This window comes from Glycocaulis sp., from assembly GCF_052168375.1.
In the GTDB taxonomy this organism is placed as follows: Bacteria; Pseudomonadota; Alphaproteobacteria; order Caulobacterales; family Maricaulaceae; genus Glycocaulis.
The window spans coordinates 1-17,867 of the sequence record NZ_JBQLZR010000230.1 but is presented as its reverse complement, the minus strand read 5'-3'; the positions used below and the strand labels follow the sequence as shown (position 1 = coordinate 17,867).

At 62.6% G+C, this 17,867-nt stretch carries 13 protein-coding genes and 1 tRNA gene; 1 reads left to right on the top strand and 13 read right to left on the bottom strand.

Annotated elements, in window-relative coordinates; translation table 11 throughout:
• Positions 1 to 42 precede the first annotated feature (42 nt).
• The 8 genes from lon to ACTS2Z_RS09420 all read right to left on the bottom strand — a co-directional run bounded on the left by lon (position 43) and on the right by ACTS2Z_RS09420 (position 11,077).
• Positions 43 to 2,439, bottom strand: coding sequence for an endopeptidase La (lon, locus tag ACTS2Z_RS09455; RefSeq protein ID WP_442572965.1), 2,397 nt, complete (start codon positions 2,437 to 2,439; stop codon positions 43 to 45).
• Positions 2,440 to 2,693: 254 nt separating this feature from the next.
• Entirely contained in the window at positions 2,694 to 3,971 is a 1,278-nt protein-coding gene (gene clpX, locus ACTS2Z_RS09450; protein ID WP_442572964.1) for an ATP-dependent Clp protease ATP-binding subunit ClpX, read from the bottom strand.
• A 232-nt stretch (positions 3,972 to 4,203) separates the two neighbouring features.
• Positions 4,204 to 4,824: an ATP-dependent Clp protease proteolytic subunit gene (locus ACTS2Z_RS09445; RefSeq protein WP_442572963.1), complete on the bottom strand. Its 621-nt coding sequence runs from the start codon at positions 4,822 to 4,824 to the stop codon at positions 4,204 to 4,206.
• A gap of 186 nt (positions 4,825 to 5,010) precedes the next feature.
• Entirely contained in the window at positions 5,011 to 6,516 is a 1,506-nt protein-coding gene (tig, locus tag ACTS2Z_RS09440; RefSeq protein ID WP_442572962.1) for a trigger factor, read from the bottom strand.
• 170 nt (positions 6,517 to 6,686) lie between these two features.
• Positions 6,687 to 8,504: an ABC transporter ATP-binding protein gene (locus ACTS2Z_RS09435; protein ID WP_442572961.1), complete on the bottom strand. Its 1,818-nt coding sequence runs from the start codon at positions 8,502 to 8,504 to the stop codon at positions 6,687 to 6,689.
• 3 nt (positions 8,505 to 8,507) lie between these two features.
• The gene (locus tag ACTS2Z_RS09430; RefSeq protein WP_442572960.1) at positions 8,508 to 9,935 is read right to left on the bottom strand and encodes a sulfotransferase family protein; all 1,428 of its coding nucleotides are present in this window, start codon (positions 9,933 to 9,935) and stop codon (positions 8,508 to 8,510) included.
• Positions 9,936 to 10,766 (bottom strand): sulfotransferase family protein, encoded by an 831-nt coding sequence (locus ACTS2Z_RS09425; RefSeq protein WP_442572959.1) that lies wholly within the window; start codon positions 10,764 to 10,766, stop codon positions 9,936 to 9,938.
• Positions 10,767 to 10,992: 226 nt separating this feature from the next.
• Positions 10,993 to 11,077: transfer RNA gene (locus ACTS2Z_RS09420), tRNA-Leu, on the bottom strand.
• A gap of 45 nt (positions 11,078 to 11,122) precedes the next feature.
• On the opposite strand from ACTS2Z_RS09420, the gene ACTS2Z_RS09415 reads away from it, so the two are divergent.
• Positions 11,123 to 11,734, top strand: a complete 612-nt coding sequence (locus tag ACTS2Z_RS09415; RefSeq protein ID WP_442572958.1) for a methyltransferase domain-containing protein — start codon at positions 11,123 to 11,125, stop codon at positions 11,732 to 11,734.
• On the opposite strand, the gene ACTS2Z_RS09410 is transcribed toward ACTS2Z_RS09415, so the two are convergent.
• From ACTS2Z_RS09410 to clpA, 5 genes are all read right to left on the bottom strand, one after another.
• A complete protein-coding gene (locus ACTS2Z_RS09410) occupies positions 11,721 to 12,182 on the bottom strand; it encodes an SRPBCC family protein (protein ID WP_442572957.1) in 462 nt (153 codons plus the stop codon). The genes ACTS2Z_RS09415 and ACTS2Z_RS09410 overlap by 14 nt on opposite strands.
• On the bottom strand, positions 12,182 to 12,853 hold the full coding sequence (locus ACTS2Z_RS09405) for a nitroreductase family protein (RefSeq protein ID WP_442572956.1): 672 nt from the start codon (positions 12,851 to 12,853) through the stop codon (positions 12,182 to 12,184). The genes ACTS2Z_RS09410 and ACTS2Z_RS09405 overlap by 1 nt, the downstream gene beginning before the upstream one ends.
• Positions 12,853 to 13,890, bottom strand: coding sequence for an L-threonine 3-dehydrogenase (gene tdh, locus ACTS2Z_RS09400; protein WP_442572955.1), 1,038 nt, complete (start codon positions 13,888 to 13,890; stop codon positions 12,853 to 12,855). The genes ACTS2Z_RS09405 and tdh overlap by 1 nt, the downstream gene beginning before the upstream one ends.
• Positions 13,891 to 14,107: 217 nt before the next feature.
• Complete coding sequence (locus ACTS2Z_RS09395) at positions 14,108 to 15,310, bottom strand: glycine C-acetyltransferase (RefSeq protein WP_442572954.1); 1,203 nt, start codon at positions 15,308 to 15,310, stop codon at positions 14,108 to 14,110.
• 154 nt (positions 15,311 to 15,464) lie between these two features.
• Positions 15,465 to 17,792, bottom strand: a complete 2,328-nt coding sequence (clpA, locus tag ACTS2Z_RS09390; RefSeq protein ID WP_442572953.1) for an ATP-dependent Clp protease ATP-binding subunit ClpA — start codon at positions 17,790 to 17,792, stop codon at positions 15,465 to 15,467.
• Between the last annotated feature and the right edge of the window lie 75 nt (positions 17,793 to 17,867).

Below are 17,867 nucleotides of genomic sequence, written 5' to 3'. Positions count from 1 at the left end.
CCGGCCATTGGCCGGGGCTTCTTGCTGTCTGGCAAGCGGCGGCTAGTGCGCGCGCGCTTCCCCGCCATCGCCGGCTGAAGGCAAGGCTGCAAGCGCAGCCTCATCGGCTTCGGTCCACTCAACCGGCTCCACCGGCTGGGCCAGCGCGATGGAAAGCACCTCGTCGACCGTCTCCACAGGAATGATGGAAAGGCCCTGCTTCACATTGTCGGGCACCTCGGAGAGGTCCTTCTCGTTCTCCTTCGGGATCAGCACGGTTTTCACCCCGCCGCGAAGCGCGGCGAGCAGCTTCTCCTTCAGCCCGCCGATCGGCAGCACGCGGCCACGCAAGGTCACCTCGCCCGTCATGGCGACATCCTTGCGGACCGGATTACCGGTCAGGGCAGAGACAATGGCCGTGACCATGGCGATACCGGCGGACGGACCGTCCTTCGGCGTGGCACCTTCCGGCACGTGAACGTGAATGTCGGTCCGGCGGAAAATGGTCGGCTTGATGCCAACGGACGGCGCGCGCGATTGCACGAACGAGTTTGCCGCCGAGATGGATTCCTTCATCACGTCACGCAGATTGCCCGTGACCTTCATCTGGCCGCGGCCCGGCATCGTGACCGCCTCGATGGTCAGGAGGTCGCCGCCCACTTCCGTCCAGGCAAGGCCAGTGACGAGGCCTACCCGGTCTGCGTCCTCGGTTTCGCCAAAGCGGAACTTGCGCACGCCCAGGAAATCCTCAAGCGTTTCTGGCGTGATGACAACCTTGTCGGTCTCGCCCTTTTCCAGCTTCACCACGCTCTTGCGGGCAAGGCGAGCCATCTCGCGCTCAAGATTACGCACGCCGGATTCGCGCGTGTAGTAGCGCACGACATCGCGAAGTGCATCGTCGGTCACCGTCCACTCGCCCTCCTTGAGCGCATGGTTCTTGAGCTGGCGCGGGATGAGGTGACGCCGGGCAATCTCCAGCTTCTCATCCTCGGTGTAGCCGGCAATACGGATGATCTCCATCCGGTCCAGAAGCGGCTGCGGCATGTTCAACGTGTTCGCCGTCGTGATGAACATCACGTCGGAGAGGTCGTAATCGACTTCGAGATAGTGATCGTTGAACGTCGCATTCTGCTCCGGGTCCAGCACCTCCAGAAGGGCCGATGCCGGATCACCGCGATAGTCCGCGCCCAGCTTGTCGATCTCGTCCAGAAGGAAGAGCGGATTGGAATGCTTGGCCTTTTTCATCGACTGGATGACCCGGCCAGGCATGGACCCGATATAGGTGCGTCGGTGGCCACGGATTTCGGCCTCGTCACGGACGCCGCCAAGCGAAACCCGCACGAAATCGCGTCCCGTTGCCTCGGCAATCGAGCGGCCGAGCGAGGTCTTGCCGACGCCGGGAGGGCCGACAAGGCACAGAATGGGCCCGCGAATTTTCTTCGTGCGCGACTGGACGGCCAGGTGCTCGACAATGCGCTCCTTGACCTTCTCGAGGCCATAATGGTCGTTGTCGAGCGTCACCTGAGCCTTTTCGAGATCGATCCGGGTGCGCTTGCGCTTGTTCCACGGAATTGACAGCAGCCAGTCGAGATAATTGCGCACGACGGTGGATTCCGCCGACATCGGGCTCATCTGGCGCAGCTTCTTGAACTCGGCATCGGCCTTGGCGCGCGCTTCCTTCGAGAGCTTGGTGTTGAGGATGCGCTCCTCGAGCTCGGCGAGCTCCTCACGCCCGTCATCACCTTCACCCAGCTCGCGCTGGATCGCCTTCATTTGCTCGTTAAGATAATATTCGCGCTGGGTTTTTTCCATCTGGCGCTTGACGCGGCTGCGGATTTTCTTCTCCACCTGCAGCACCGAAATCTCGCCTTCCATCAGGCCGAGCACGGTCTCCAGACGCGCCACGACATTGGCGTTTGCCAGCAATTCCTGCTTCTCGGTCAGCTTTACCGCCAGGTGCGCGGAGATGGTGTCGGCCATCTTGGCGGGATCGGAAATCTCGGCCACCACCGACAGCGCCTCGGGCGGCACCTTCTTGTTCAGCTTGGCGTATTCATCGAACTTCTCGGCAGCCGCGCGCATCAGCGCTTCGACCTCGGACTGCGGTCCGACCGCCTCGTCCACAAGCTCTGCTTCGGCTTCGAAATATGCCTGATTGTCCAGGAAGGCCTTGATGGTGACACGCTGCGAGCCCTCGACCAGCACCTTAACCGTGCCGTCAGGCAGTTTGAGCAATTGGAGCACCGAGGCGATCACGCCGGATTCGTAGATAGCCTCAGGCTTCGGATCATCGTCGCCCGCGCTCTTCTGGGTTGCCAGCAGGATCTGCTTGCCACCGCGCATCACCTCTTCCAGCGCGCGCACGGACTTTTCCCGCCCGACAAAGAGCGGCACGATCATGTGGGGAAACACCACTATGTCGCGCAGCGGCAGCAGCGGCAGGGTTCTGGTCTCTGTCATTCTTTTCTGTCTCCGTAGGCCGTGGCAGGCCAGATTGCCTGCACCACGTCCGGACCGCATTCCGGTCCGCCTTGTCGATATGGCGGCGAGCTTGGTTTACAGCCTCGCGCGCTTCGCCCTGCACAACAAGTGGAAGGTGAAGGGGGCCGGTTCAAGGCGCGATGCTGCTGGAGCTGTTACTACTGGCCACAAACGAAAAACGCCCCGGCGAATAGCCGGGGCGTCGATCTTTCCACCATTGTCAGTCCGAGCGCTTAAGCGCCCTGACGCGGCGCCTCTTCCAGCTTGGAGCGGGCCTTGGAGTAGATATAGAGCGGCTTGGCATCGCCATTGACCACTTCGGCATTGACCACGACCTCTTCCACGCCTTCCAGGCTCGGCAGGTCGAACATGGTGTCGAGCAGAATGCCCTCCATGATGGAGCGCAGGCCGCGCGCGCCGGTCTTGCGCAGGATTGCCTTCTGGGCGATGGCGACAAGGGCGTCCTCCGTGAAGGAGAGGCCCACGCCCTCCATCTCGAACAGGCGCTGATACTGCTTTACGAGCGCGTTCTTCGGCTCGGTGAGAATCTGCATCAGGGCAGCCTCATCGAGGTCTTCCAGCGTCGCGATGACGGGCAGACGGCCGACGAATTCCGGGATCAGGCCGAAGCGCTGCAGATCGTCAGGCTCCACCTCGCGCAGGACATCGCCCTGACGGCGCGCATCGGGATCACGCACATCGGCGCCAAAGCCGACCGCAGAGCCCTTGCCACGCAGCGAGATGATCTTCTCAAGGCCCGCGAACGCGCCGCCGACAATGAAGAGGATGTTGGTGGTGTCGACCTGCAGGAACTCCTGCTGGGGATGCTTGCGTCCGCCTTGTGGCGGCACCGAGGCGACAGTGCCTTCCATGATCTTCAGGAGTGCCTGCTGCACGCCCTCACCCGATACGTCGCGAGTGATGGAGGGGTTGTCCGACTTGCGGCTGATCTTGTCGATCTCGTCGATATAGACGATGCCGCGCTGGGCCCGCTCGACATTGTAGTCGGCGGCCTGGAGCAGCTTCAGAACGATGTTCTCTACGTCCTCGCCCACATAGCCGGCTTCGGTCAGCGTGGTCGCATCGGCCATGGTGAAGGGAACGTCGAGGATGCGAGCCAGCGTCTGGGCGAGCAGCGTCTTGCCGCAACCGGTCGGGCCGATCAGCAGGATGTTGGACTTGGCCAGTTCGACATCGGCGTTCTGTGAAGCGTGATTGAGGCGCTTGTAGTGGTTATGGACGGCAACCGACAGCACGCGTTTGGCGTGCGCCTGGCCGATCACATAATCTTCCAGCACCTGGTAGATTTCCTGCGGGCTGGGAACGCCTTCGCGCGACTTCACCAGCGAGGTCTTGTTCTCTTCGCGGATGATGTCCATGCAAAGCTCGACGCATTCATCGCAGATGAACACGGTCGGCCCGGCGATGAGCTTGCGCACCTCGTGCTGGCTCTTGCCGCAGAAGGAGCAATAAAGGGTGCTCTTCCCGTCGCCTGTGGTCGCCTTGGTCATGCTCGCTCCAATCGGCAGCGCCGGATCGTCGTCTATAAGGTTGGCCTTTTCGCCTGCCCCTCGCTGCCGGAATCAACCGGCAAGCTGCCCTGCAGGATCAGGGCCGGAGCTTGACGAAAGGTTTCCCTTCCCCGTCATTCGATCACCAGCGCGCCTATCAATCAAGCGCGAGGTGCTGCCCGCAGCGTAAGCTACGGTTTCAAAACAACAGGTGAACAGGGATGAAAATATGTCAGGAGGCGGATTCTGCGCGCCGCTCGTAGACCGTGTCGATAATCCCGAAATCGGCCGCTTCCTGCGCGCTCATGTAGGAATCGCGGTCCAGCGTCTTCTCGACAACGGCCGGATCCTGACCCGTGTGACGCTCGTAAATGTCGTAGAGACGGCGCTTCATCTTCACCAGGTCTTCGCCGTGGCGTTCGATATCCGCCGTGGTGCCGCGGAAACCGCCATAGGGCTGGTGCAGCATGATACGGGCATTCGGGGTCGCAAAGCGCATCCCCTTTTCACCGCCGGCCAGCAGCAGCGAGCCCATCGAGGCCGCCATGCCTATACAGGCCGTCGCCACAGGCGAGGAGATATATTGCATCGTGTCGTAGATCGCGAGACCGGCCGTCACCACGCCGCCTGGCGAGTTGATGTACATGGCGATCTCTTTTTTCGGGTTTTCCGATTCGAGGAAGAGAAGCTGGGCGACCATGAGGCTCGCCATGTGATCCTCGATCGGTCCGGTCACGAAGATGATCCGCTCCTTGAGAAGGCGCGAGTAGATGTCGAACGCGCGCTCGCCCCGGCTGGTCTGTTCCACGACCATGGGAACGAGGTTCATCATCACGTCCTGGGGATCTCTCATCACCGGCTCCGTTCGGAATGTGCATTGATCGCGGCGCAGCTGCCCGGACGGGCAAGGCCTTGAGGTGCAAGCTGGAAGGCTTCGCTCAATTTGGCAAGCGAACACCGGGCCCGCAAGCGGACCCGGTGCATATCACGCTATGAAAGGCAGTGAAGGCAAAGGCTGTCAGGGCACAAGCCCAGCCCCTCAGTCCTTCTTGGCTGCCGCTTTCTTGGCCGGAGCCTTTTTGGCGGCCGGCTTGGCATCAGCTTTCGCATCTGACTTTGCTGCTGCTTTCTTAGCAGCCGGCTTAGCGTCACCCTTGGCAGCTGCCTTCTTGGCCGGAGCCTTCTTGGCAGGCTTTTTGGCCGGCGCTTCGTCTTCCTCGGCGAAGAGCGTGTCGCGGTCGACCGTGACGTCCTTAACGTCGGCCAGTTCGATCACGTAATCGACGACTTTCTCTTCGTAGATCGGCGCGCGCAGGGCCTGAACGGCACCCGGATTGTTCTGGAAGTATTCGACAACCTGGCGTTCCTGGCCCGGATACTTCATCGCTTCCTGGTTGACCGCGCGCGCAAGCTCTTCCTGCGTCACATCGATCTTGGCGTTCCGGCCGATCTCGGCCAGCACCAGACCGAGGCGCACGCGGCGCTCGGCGATCGTGCGGTAATCGGCTTTCAGCTCGTCGTCGGACTTGTCCTTGTCCTCGTCTTCCAGCTCGCCAGCTTCCTTGGCGGCCATGACTTCGCGCCAGATGCTGTCAAACTCGGTTTCGACCATGCGGCCCGGCAACTCGACATCGCCGTGCATGTCATCAAGCTGGTCGAGGATCTGGCGCTTCACCTTCATGCGGGAGGCCTGATTGTGCTCCTGCTCGAAGCGCTTGGTCAGTGCTTCTTTAAGGGCGTCCAGATCCGACAGGCCGAGGCGCTCGGCCAGGCTGTCATCGATCTTGCTTTCCTGCGGCGCCTGGATCGACTTCACCTTGGCTTCGAAGACTGCGTCTTTGCCGGCCAGGTGTTCCGCGCCGTAATCGGCCGGGAAAGTTACCTTGATCTCGACCTCGTCACCGGCTTTCACGCCGATGAGCTGGTCTTCAAAACCCGGGATGAAGGCGCCATCGCCAAGAGCGACGCGCGAATCCGTGGCAGAGCCACCCGGGAAGACTTCGCCGTCGATCTTGCCGACGAAATCGATCACCACGACGTCGCCTTCGGCGGACTTGGCCGATTTCGGCTTGTCCTCGTAGGAGCGGCTGTCCTTGGCGAGGCGTTCAAGCGCCTCATTGACCTGCGCGTCGGCAACTTTCGCGACCGGGCGCTCCAGCTTCAGCTTTTTCGGGTCAGCAGCCTCGAACTCCGGCATCACCTCGACATTGATCTCGAAGGCGAAATCCTTGCCGTTCTTCAGCACGTCCTCGGCATCGGACTTCACTTCGATGCCGGGTTGGCTGGCCGGGCGCAGCTTGCGCTCATCCAGAGTGCTCTGGGTGGCTTCGGGCACGATCTCCTGAAGGATATCGCTCATGATCGAGGCGCCGAACATCTTGCGGATGTGGGCAGCGGGCACCTTGCCCGGGCGGAAGCCCTTCAGGCGCACTTGCGGGCGGATTTCCTCGATCTTGGCAGAGAGGCGCGATTGCAGGTCGGACGCGGGCACGACCACTTCAAACGTGCGCGAGAGTCCTTCGGAAGATTTTTCAACAACGTTCATCGTGGCGAGGCCTTGTCATGGATACGTCGGCACCCTTGGTACGCACGCACCGGACAAAACTGTCCATTGCACGCCTGGGGCTGCCGGGAGTGAGCGCGCGTTATGTCACGCGACTTACACGGACGCAACGGGCGTATGGCGGTTGATGTGAAGTGCAGGCAGGAAGCGCCTCATCCCTCGCGATAGAAGCCCGCCTGCGCGGCAAAGAGCCGGGAATAGGCACCGCCCGCCTGCATCAGGCTGTCATGGGTGCCGGTCTCGCTGATCCGTCCCTTTTCCAGCACGATGATTCGCTGCGCCGCGCGCAGGTTGGACAAGCGGTGACTGATGAGCACCACCGTCTTGCCCCCAGCCGACACCCGGTCGATCAGCTCCGCTTCGGCTTCGGGATCGAGGGCGGAGGTCGGTTCATCGAGGATCAGCGTGTCGGCACGGGTGCGCAGCATGGCGCGCGCGAGCGCCAGGCGCTGCCACTGACCGCCGGACAGCTCCACCCCGTCGAGCTGCTGGCGGGACAATTCGGTATCAAGCCCGAAAGGCAATTCGTCGATCACGTCGCGGGCAAGCCCGGCATCGATGGCGGTATCGACCTCGCCGTCCGGCGCTCTGCGTAGCCCCTCACCCATGGTGACATTGTCGCGCGCGGTGAACGCATAGCGCTGGAAGGGCTGGAACAGGAGGGCGGTGCGCGCCGACAGCGCCTCGCGGTCCCAGTCTTCGAGCGGTGTCCCATCGAGCAGGATGCGTCCGGAGCCGGGGCGATATAGCCCGCAGAGCAGCTTCACCAGCGTTGTCTTGCCCGAACCGTTCGCACCGACAATGCCGAGGCGTTCGCCGGGCGCAATGTGCAGGCTTATACCCTTCACGGCATCTTTCTGCGCGCCCGGATAGCGATAGCTGACATTTTCCAGCCGGTAGCCGTCGCCGGGAACCGGGCCGTTTGTCAGACCTCCGCAATCGGGCGGATCGTCCCTGTCCAGAAGGGCAAAGAGGTTCGAGGCGTAAAGCACATCCTCATAGGCGCCGCTGAACGCCGCCAGCAGGCTCGTCACGCTGTTCTGTCCCTGTTTGAGCGCAGCAATGAGCAGCGTCATCTGGCCCAGCGAGATCAGCCCTCCCACCGCCTGCAGCACGGCATAAAGCTTGCCGGCAATGAAGATCACGCTCGAAATGGCGATCAGGATGACGCCGCCCCAGCTGCGCCGGGCCTGCAGGGCGCGATCTTCTGCAAAGAGAGTCCGGTAGAGGGTGCGTTGGCGGCCCGCTATCGCCTCGCTGGCGCCGGCGTGCAGGCGTTCTGGCGCGGCGCCCGGCGTGACCAGCAGGCCTTCCAGATAGCTGCGTCGGCGCATCTCGGGCGTGCGCCCTGTATAATAGCGAAAACCCGCGCCGGAGAATTTCAGCTCCCCCAGAAAGAGCGGCAGGCCGCCCACGACTATGAGAACCACCAGCCAGGGCGAATAGGCCATCAGAAGGACGGCAAAGCTGAACAGCGTTACGGCGTTCTGGGCCGCATCGAACACGCGCTGGACCATCGAAAAGGGCCGGGCAACTGCGTTCTGGCGGGCAAGGGTGATCTGCTGCTGGATGTCGGCGCGTTCCAGCGTTTCCAGATCAAGCGATGCGGTGCGGGCAAAGATGCGGTTGCCGATATCAAAGCCCAGCTCGGCGCGCAGCACGTTGAAAAAGAAGCCGCTCACCCGGCGGACACCGATAAGAGCGCCGAGCACCGCCGCTTCGCCCGCCGCGTAGGCGAGAGCGAGATTGCGATCTGTCTCCGCGCCGGTCTGGATGGCCCGCACCACCGCATCGATCATCAGCTTGGCGAGATACGCCGCCGCTGCGGGGCCGAGCGCAGCCAGCAAGGTCATACCGCCGAGCAGCAGGATCAGGCCGGGCGCAGCCCGCCAGGCCAGCGCAACCGTGCGCCATGCCAGCGCCAGCGATTCGCGCAGCGGCGGCATCGCAATGGCGCTCTGGCCTGTCATCGCCTACTCCGCCGCCACGGCGCCGGCGCGGGCCTCCTCCACCCGGCGTGTGAGGAGCGATCCCTTGTGGGGGAAAGGCTCCGCCGGGACGGGTACGCCAAGGAAGGGAGCCAGCTTCTCGAAGCCCTCCCCTGCGCACACATCAATGACGAGAAGGTCTTCCGGGCGGTCCTTGAAATAGGCCTTCACTTCCGCAACGTGGCGGTCATAGACCCAGGAGAACCGCCCCGGCACATAGGTGTAGCAGCCATAGACCGCCGCCCGCAGGAGCTGTCGCATCAGGAAGTGGACTTCCTCGTCCGGATCGTCCGTCTCGCCAAAGGCGGGCCGGTTGAACCAGTGATTGCGGCAGGAATTGAGCCATGGATCCTTGTCGCGCACGGTGAGTACGAATTTCGAGCCGGGATACTGCTTGTCGAACTGCTGGTAGTAGGGCGCGCAGGTAATGTCGGTGAGGCCGTCATGGTGCTTGAGCAAGGTCAGGTCGTACTGACCGTTGGCAAGCTCGGTATAGGTGTCCTCATCGATCGGATAATGGCTGCAGTCCCAGCCCAGCATCTGCAGGGCGGAGGTGAGTGAGCGTGTGCCCGTACGCGACAGGCCGAGGCCGAAGACCTTGGGCCGGTCGCTACCCGAACCATAGACTTCGCGATGATCGTTGCGCTCCAGCCAGGCCTCGAGGTCCTGTAGGGTGAAATCGCCCTTTTCGGCGATACCGATCTCGGCGAGGCCGATCTGGGCGTGTTCGGGCAAAGCAGAAATGAAGGCATGCACTTCGGCGGCGCTGGCATCGGCAGGCACGTGGCGGCGCGCATAGGCAACGGCGGCAGCGGCCACCTTGAAATCCATATCGGCGTCCGCATCGGCATTCCACCGGGACATCGCTGAACTCAGTCGGCGGAACTGCACGTCAGTCCGGCTGCGCAATTCGCGCAAGGCGTATTTCTGGAAGATGTGGCGATAGGCCTGAAAATGGTCGTGCAGTATGTCGAAATTGCGGAACTGCTTGGAGAGCCGCAGGGGCTTCATGGCTATGTTGCGCAGGCGCGATTCCGGGCGCAGCGCATATTTGAGATCATTTACCGGCGGGGTAACGCGGGCCATGGCGCGCACAAGATCGATGCGGGTGATATGCACGCCGCAATGGATGCGTCCGCGGAAACGGTCTGAGACATAGGCATCCACATAGGCCGCGTCGCATTCCTCGATGAAGGCGCGCATGTCCTCAAGGATCAGGCAGTCGGCATCGAGATAGACGACATAGTCGCAGTCATGCTCGATCTTCAGCATCTCCTCCACGCAGCGCGTAAAGGGGCGTACATCGTCCATGATATGGATGGCGTCAGGGCGGATATGGCGCTTGGCCAGCTCGAGGGCCACATCCGCGGTGCGCTCATCGATGCGGCGGAAAACAAGATCAATCTTCGTCACTTAACTGCCCCACTTCATGGAATGGTTTAATCTGCCTGCCATCGCCTCGAACAGAGCGGCATGGTCGGGCGAAAATTCGTCCCTCCACCTCAGATCGAGGCGGATGGCATCTGGATGATTGCGGTAATAGTCGGCAGAGCGCGCGCCCGGCTTCAGGCCGGCGCCATTTGCCTGGCCGCGTGCGGCCAGAAACTGCGTGCCGTTATTGCCGCCAAGCGGGTGATGCTCGCGCGCAGAAAAGGCCAGCATGGCCGGTTCAAACGCCTCGCCGACAAACTCTGCAAGTTTGCGGGCGGTCTCCTCCGGGCGAGTGGCCAGCTCCTCATAGGCAAGGTTCAGGACAGGACCTGGAAACACCTCTGCGAGGGCGTGAGCTGCTTCTATCTGCTCCATCCACTCGGATATCTGGCCGGCGGCATCGCGGTCGGGATACTTGCGCAGGCGGGAATTGACGACGGCGCGGCCATCGCGTGTCAGCACGATCAGGCGCGCTTCATGCCCGCCCGCACGCAATTCCTCTGCGCGGGCGCTGATCCAGTCCGGCTTCTTGGAAGAATCGATGACGATACGCGCGCCGCTATGGGCCGCGACCTGTTCATATAGACCCGTCGACGGATCCCAGCGGAAACCGTTCCAGAACGCACAGTCATCGCCGCAGATCTTGCAAGCCCGCTTGGCGAGCGGCTTGGCCATGTCGCCGAGATAGCGAACTTTGGCCCCCTCCCCGACATAGACGGCGCCGGGAAGGCCGGAGAGGATCATGCCCAAAAGCGTCGAGCCGGAATGCCCTGCTCCGCCGATCATCACCCCGGTAAGGGTTGCGCTGTCCATTTTTTGAAAGCCCCCGGCGTCCGCTATGGCTGAACGCCCGCCGACGCTGCGCATATGAGCCGCATTTGCCTCTGATCGCGCAAGAGGAATTTTGCAGAAGACCTAGCTGGTAACTGTGTTGGACGGGCCTTGCCCTTGCAGCCCGCAAAGCGGGCTGAAAGCGCGAACGCGCGCCGGGCACTTTTGCCCGCACCGACCGAACGGATGTGAGGGAGGACAACAAAAATGGTGCGGGTGAGAGGACTCGAACCTCCACGGGTCTCCCCGCCAGAACCTAAATCTGGTGCGTCTACCAGTTCCGCCACACCCGCAACGCGGCTATCTCTAGCCAAACTCTCCGACGCAGGAAACCGGTTATGACAACAACCGATGCCGCCCCTACGCCGGGCATGGACTGGGATGCACGCTTCCGGGCTGATGATGCGCCGTGGGAGCGCAAGGGCCTGCATCCCGCCTTCGCCTACTGGCAGACGCTTGGACTGCTGGAGGCTTGCAAATCCATCTATGTGCCGGGGTGCGGGCGGGGTGAGGAACCTCTGGCTCTGGCGAAAGTGGGCCTGAAAGTAACCGCTGTCGATCTGTCACCTACGGCGATCGATTGGCAGAAAGCGCGCTTTGCACAAGCCGGCCTGACGGCACACCTCCATGCGGGAGACGCTCTCGCCTGGCGGCCGGAAACACCCTTCGATCTCTATTGGGAGCAGACCTTCCTGTGCGCGATTTCGCCACGCTTGCGCGAGGCCTACGAGATGGCCGCGCACGCTCAGCTTCGCCCCGGCGGCGTACTGCTGGCGCTGTTCATGCAGAAGGTCGAGCGGGGCGGGCCGCCCTATGGCTGTGATCTGCCAGCCATGCGCGCACTGTTTCCGGAAAGCCGATGGCATTGGCCGGACGGTGAGCCGGAGGCCTTCCCGCATCCTGGACTGAACGGCAAGGCGGAGCTGGGTGTGCCCCTCACGCGGCGGTAAGCGCGGCCTCGTTGCGCTTTTGCGAGCGCAGCTCATGGCGCTTTTCATACATGTTGCGCGCGGTGCGCGCGTAGAAGCCCGTGAGCCAGCCTGCATCAATCTCCAGCGCATCGCGATGCAGGCAACCGCCATCGGCCAGCGGCTCAACCGTTATCGTATGGCGCCAGGCGCGAACCGCGCCGCCGCTTTCCAGACTGCGCAGCACCCGCTTTGCGCAATCGCATTCCAGCACCTCGATGCGCCAGCGGCCAATGGGCAACCAGCCCATCAGCGTGATCTTCACCTCAAAGACCTGCCCGGTATATGCCTGACCAGAGGGCAGCCCGTCGTAGCGGGCCTGGCCGGTCATCGCTTCCTGCAGCTCGTCATACTGGCTTATGGCGGCAAAATGCCGGTCCGCGTCCCACGCATAGCGGCGTTCAATGGTGAAGTGCGCCGGCTTGCCCATCACAGAAACGCGCAGATCTGATCCAGCGGCTTCTTGTCCAGAGCATGCAGCGGCACGGTGGCGCCTTCGGCCGGATAGCCGGCGACGATCAGCATGACCGGCTTTTCGGTCTCCGGCCTGCCACACAACTCGGTCAGGAAACCCATCGGGTTTGGCGTGTGGGTCAGTGTCGCTAGACCTGATTTGTGCAGGCTCGCCAGCAACAGGCCACAGGCAATGCCGACGCTTTCGGGCACATAGTAGTTTTTGCGATTATCGCCCGGTTTCGGCCCGCCCCGGCGCTGGGCAAAGACCGCGATTAGCCACGGCGCGGTTTCCAGAAACGGCTTGTCGGCATCGGTGCCGAGTGCGGAAAGCGCATCGAGCCACTCCTCGCCCGCCTTGCCGGCATAGAAGGCTCGCTCCTCGGCCTCTGCCGCCTCGCGCAAGGGTTTGCGCAAAGGGCCGCGCCCGATGACGGAGAAGAACCAGGGCTGGTGATTGGCGCCGCTAGGGGCTGTCCCTGCGGTCAGCACGGCGTGTTCGATAATCTCGCGCGGCACGTCCCGGTCAGAGAAATCGCGCACCGTGCGGCGCGTTTTCATCGTCTCGTAAAAGCCCAGCGCCTGCGCGCGCATCTCGCTCTCCGGCAGGCCGGAAAAGACCAGGGGCACGCGCGGCTCGGTTCCCATCAGGCGACGTCCCGCCAGTCGAGAATGACCTTGCCAGATTTGCCCGAACGCATGGCGTCAAACCCGGTCTGGTATTCCTTCGCCGGCAGGCGGTGGGTGATGAGCTTCGACACGTCGAGGCCCGATTGCAGCATGGCCAGCATCTTGTGCCAGGTCTCGAACATCTCGCGGCCGTAAATGCCCTTGAAGTTGATCGCGCGCATGATTAGCGAGCCCATATCGAGCGTGAACGGCTTTGCCGGCAGACCCAGCATGGCGATATTGCCGCCCATGACCATGTGATCGACCATCTGCTTGAAGGCAGGCTCTGCGCCGCTCATTTCGAGGCCCACATCGAAGCCCTCGGTCATTTTCAGCTCCGCCATGACGTCACGGAGTTCTTCCTTCATCGTGTTCACGGGCCGCACGCTCGGAACCACACGCGTGGCAAGGTCCAGCCGGTCCGGGTTGATATCGGTCAGGACGATGTGGCGCGCCCCGCAATGGCGCGCGACGGCAGCGGCCATGATGCCGATAGGGCCTGCGCCGGTGATCAGCACGTCTTCGCCCACGAGATCAAACGCCGTCGCGGTGTGAACCGCATTACCCAGCGGATCGAGGAAGGCGGCGATCTCCATCGGCACTTCGTCGGGAAGCGGCACCACGTTGAAGGCCGGAATGCGCAGGTATTCGGCAAAGGCGCCGGGCATGTTCACGCCTACGCCCTTGGTTTCGGGATCCAGGTGGAAGCGCCCTGCCCGCACCGCGCGGCTCTTCTCACCCACGACATGGCCCTCGCCCGATACGCGCATGCCCGGCTTTACCCGCGTCACATCGCGGCCCACCGCCTCGATGACGCCGCCAAACTCGTGGCCGACCACCATGGGCACCGGCACGTTCTTCTGTGCCCAGTCGTCATAGTTGTAGATGTGGACATCGGTGCCGCAGATCGCCGTCATGTGGACGCGGATCAGCACATCGTCCGGGCCGATTTCCGGCTTCTCGACATCCTGCATCCAGATGCCTTCACGCGGTTCGGCCTTGACGAGCGCTTTCATGAATATTCCTCCAGAGCAGGTGTTCTTATCTGCCCGCTATCTAGCGCATTGTGGAGGCACGGCGAAGGGGATGGGGCAGAGACACAGACTTCGTCGTTCCCGCGCGGGCGGGAACCCAGAGCCGCATGCGACCTGCCTTCGCACCAGGATTTCTGGATGCCCGCCTACGCGGGCATGACGAGTGATGGCTTAACACGCAGGTGCGGGAACAGGCGCCCTAAACCACTCCCAGCTTTTTCCCGACCTTGGTGAACGCTTCCACCGCGCGGTCGATCTGGTCCGGCGTATGGGCTGCGCTCATCTGGGTGCGGATGCGCGCCTTTCCTTTTGGTACAACGGGATAGAAGAAGCCGATCACATAGACGCCCTCGTCCATCAGGGCCGAGGCCATGTCCTGGCTCAGGCGCGCATCGCCCAGCATCACAGGAATGATCGGATGTTCGCCGGGCAGAAGCTCGAAGCCGGCCTCGCTCATTCCCTTGCGGAAGCGTTTTGCATTATCGAAAAGCCGGGCCCGCAGATCATCGCCCTTGGCCACCATGTCCAGCGCCTTCAGGCTCGCCCCGGTAATGGCAGGTGCCAGCGAATTGGAGAACAAATAGGGCCGCGAGCGCTGGCGCAGAATTTCGATTACGGGTCGGCTGGCGCAGGTAAAGCCGCCCATGGCGCCGCCCAGTGCCTTGCCGAGCGTACCGGTTACGATGTCCACGCGGCCAAGGACGCCGCAATGTTCGACGCTTCCCCTGCCCTTGGCGCCCATGAAGCCGTGCGCATGGCAGTCATCCACCATGGTGATGGCGTCATACGTGTCGGCGAGATCGCAAATGTCTTTCAGCTTCGCGATATAGCCGTCCATCGAGAATACGCCGTCCGTCGCGATCAGGATGTGGCGGGCGCCGGCGGCGCGCGCCTCTTTCAGCTTGGATTCGAGGTCATCCATGTCCGAATTGGCGTAGCGATAGCGCTTGGCCTTGCACAGGCGGATGCCGTCAATGATGGAGGCATGGTTGAGCGCATCGGAGATGATGGCATCGTTCTCGTCCAGCAGCGGCTCGAAGAGACCGCCATTGGCGTCGAAAGCAGCAGCGTAAAGGATTGCGTCCTCGTGGCCGGTGAAGGCCGCAAGCGCCTTTTCCAGCTCGCGGTGCACGCCTTGCGTGCCGCAGATGAAGCGCACCGAGGCAACGCCATAGCCATAGCGGTCCAGCGCATCCTTCGCCGCGCCGATCAGTTCGGGGCGGTTGGCGAGGCCCAGATAATTATTGGCGCAGAAATTGATGACGTGGCTCGTGCCGCCTTGCGCGGCGACATCGATCTCGGAGAATTGCTGGGAAGTGATGACCCGCTCGCGCTTGTAAAGCCCGTCCGCCTCGATCTCCTGCAAGGTGCTGGCAAGGTGGTCGTAGAAGCTGTTGGCCATGGCGCGTTTCTCCGGTTCTGCTCGCGTGCGAACGGGATAGGCCAAGCGCCCGGGCAGGGCAATGCGTCAAGGCGTGAGGGGAACGCATCCCACGCCCTCATCCTGAGGAGCACGCATTGCGTCTCGAAGGACAAGGGCGCAGATTACGTCGGTCCTACCGCACAGGTTCCGGCTTGCGGCTCGCGCCAGACTTGCCCTTGCCTTGCGGCTTGATGCGGTCACCGGGAATTATCTCGAAATCGAGGCGTTCGGCATCTGCCGGATCGACATCGACCTTGACCACGCCGCCCTTGCGCAGCTGGCCGAAGAGGATTTCGTCTGCCAGAGGCTTCTTGATGTGCTCCTGGATGACCCGGCCGAGCGGGCGCGCACCGAACTTCTCGTCATAGCCACGCGTCGCAAGCCAGGCCTTCGCCGCCTCGGTCAGCTCGAAGGTCACGCCGCGATCGGTAAGCTGGGCTTCAAGCTCCAGCACGAATTTCTCGACCACGCGCGAGACGACGTCCTGCTTCAGTCCGGCAAAGCCGATCACGGCATCCAGCCGGTTGCGAAATTCCGGCGTGAACAGACGTCCGATCGCCGCCGTATCCTCGCCCTCGCGCTTGCCACGGCCAAAGCCGATGGCTTCCTTCGCGGCATCAGATGCGCCCGCATTCGTGGTCATTATCAGGACCACATTGCGGAAATCGATCTTCTTGCCGTTGGCGTCGGTCAGCTCGCCATTATCCATGACCTGCAGGAGGATGTTGAAGATGTCCGGATGGGCCTTCTCGATCTCGTCCATCAGCAAAACCGAATGCGGATGCTGGTCGACCGCATCGGTCAGCTGGCCACCCTGATCATAACCGACATAGCCCGGAGGCGCGCCGAGAAGACGGCTCACCGTGTGGCGCTCCATGTATTCGCTCATGTCGAAGCGCAAGAGTTCCACGCCCAGAACCGAAGCGAGCTGGCGGGCGACTTCGGTCTTGCCGACGCCGGTCGGCCCGGAGAAGAGATAGCAGCCAATCGGCTTTCTCGGCTCGCGCAGCCCCGCCCTGGCAAGCTTGATCGCGCTCGACACCTTGCCGATGGCCTCGTCCTGGCCGAACACGACGCGCTTGAGCGACACATCGAGGTCTTTCAGCACACGCTCATCGGACTTGGAGACCGATTTCGGGGGGATGCGGGCCATCTTGGCGACGACCGTCTCCACTTCCTTGACCCCGATGGTCTTCTTGCGCTTCGAGGCCGGCATGAGGCGCATCGAGGCACCGGCCTCGTCAATGACGTCAATTGCCTTGTCGGGCAATTTGCGGTCACCGATATAGCGATCCGCCAGCTCGACCGCGCTTTTCAGCGCCTCGTTGGTGAAGCGCACATCGTGGAAATCCTCGAAATAGGGCTTCAGCCCTTGCAGGATCTTGATGGAGTCCGGCACGGAGGGCTCTACCACATCGATCTTCTGGAACCGGCGCGCGAGCGCACGGTCTTTCTCGAAGTGCTGGCGATATTCCTTGTACGTTGTCGAACCCATGCAGCGCAGCGTTCCCGACTGCAAGGCGGGCTTGAGGAGGTTTGACGCATCCATCGCGCCGCCGGACGTCGCGCCGGCGCCGATCACTGTGTGGATCTCGTCGATGAACAAGACAGCGTTGGGGCGGGCTTCAAGCGCCTTTACCACCTGCTTGATGCGCTCCTCGAAATCGCCGCGATACCGGGTGCCAGCCAGCAGCACGCCCATGTCGAGCGAATAGATCGTGGCTTCCTGCAGGACCTCAGGCACATTGCCCTCGACGATCAACCGAGCGAGACCTTCGGCAATCGCCGTCTTGCCGACACCCGGATCACCCACGAGGAGCGGATTGTTCTTGCGGCGGCGGCAGAGAATCTGCACGCAGCGCTCCACCTCTGCCGCGCGGCCGATCAGCGGGTCGACACTGCCCGACCGCGCCTTGGCGTTCAGATCCACGCAATAGGCGGCGAGCGCGTCATCCTTGTCCTCAGCCGCCTCGTCTTCGCTCTCGGCGGCGCCGGTCGGACGGCGGCTTTCATCGGCGCCGGGCTTCTTGGCGATACCATGGGAGATGAAGTTGACCGCGTCGTATCGGGTCATGTCGCGCTCAGCGAGGAAATAGGCAGCATGGCTCTCCCGCTCGGCAAAGAGCGCGACGAGAACATTGGCCCCGGTGACTTCCTCGCGGCCTGAATTCTGAACGTGGATGACAGCACGCTGGATGACACGCTGGAAACCGGCGGTGGGTTTCGCGTCTTCCTCGCCCTCGACAACAAGGCTGGTCAGCTCGTTATCGACATAGTCGCCGAGAGTGGCGCGCAACTCCTCCACATCGACGTCACACGCCCGCATGACGGCGGTGGCGTCCTCGTCGTCACACAGGGCGAGCAAGAGGTGCTCGAGTGTTGCGAACTCGTGCCGGCGCTCGTTGGCCGCTGTCAGCGCAACATGCAGGCTTTGCTCGAGGGCAGGCGAAAATGACGGCACGGGACTAATCCTTTTCCATGCTGCACTGAAGAGGATGCTGTGCCCGGCGTGCGGCGTCCATCACCTGCGCCACCT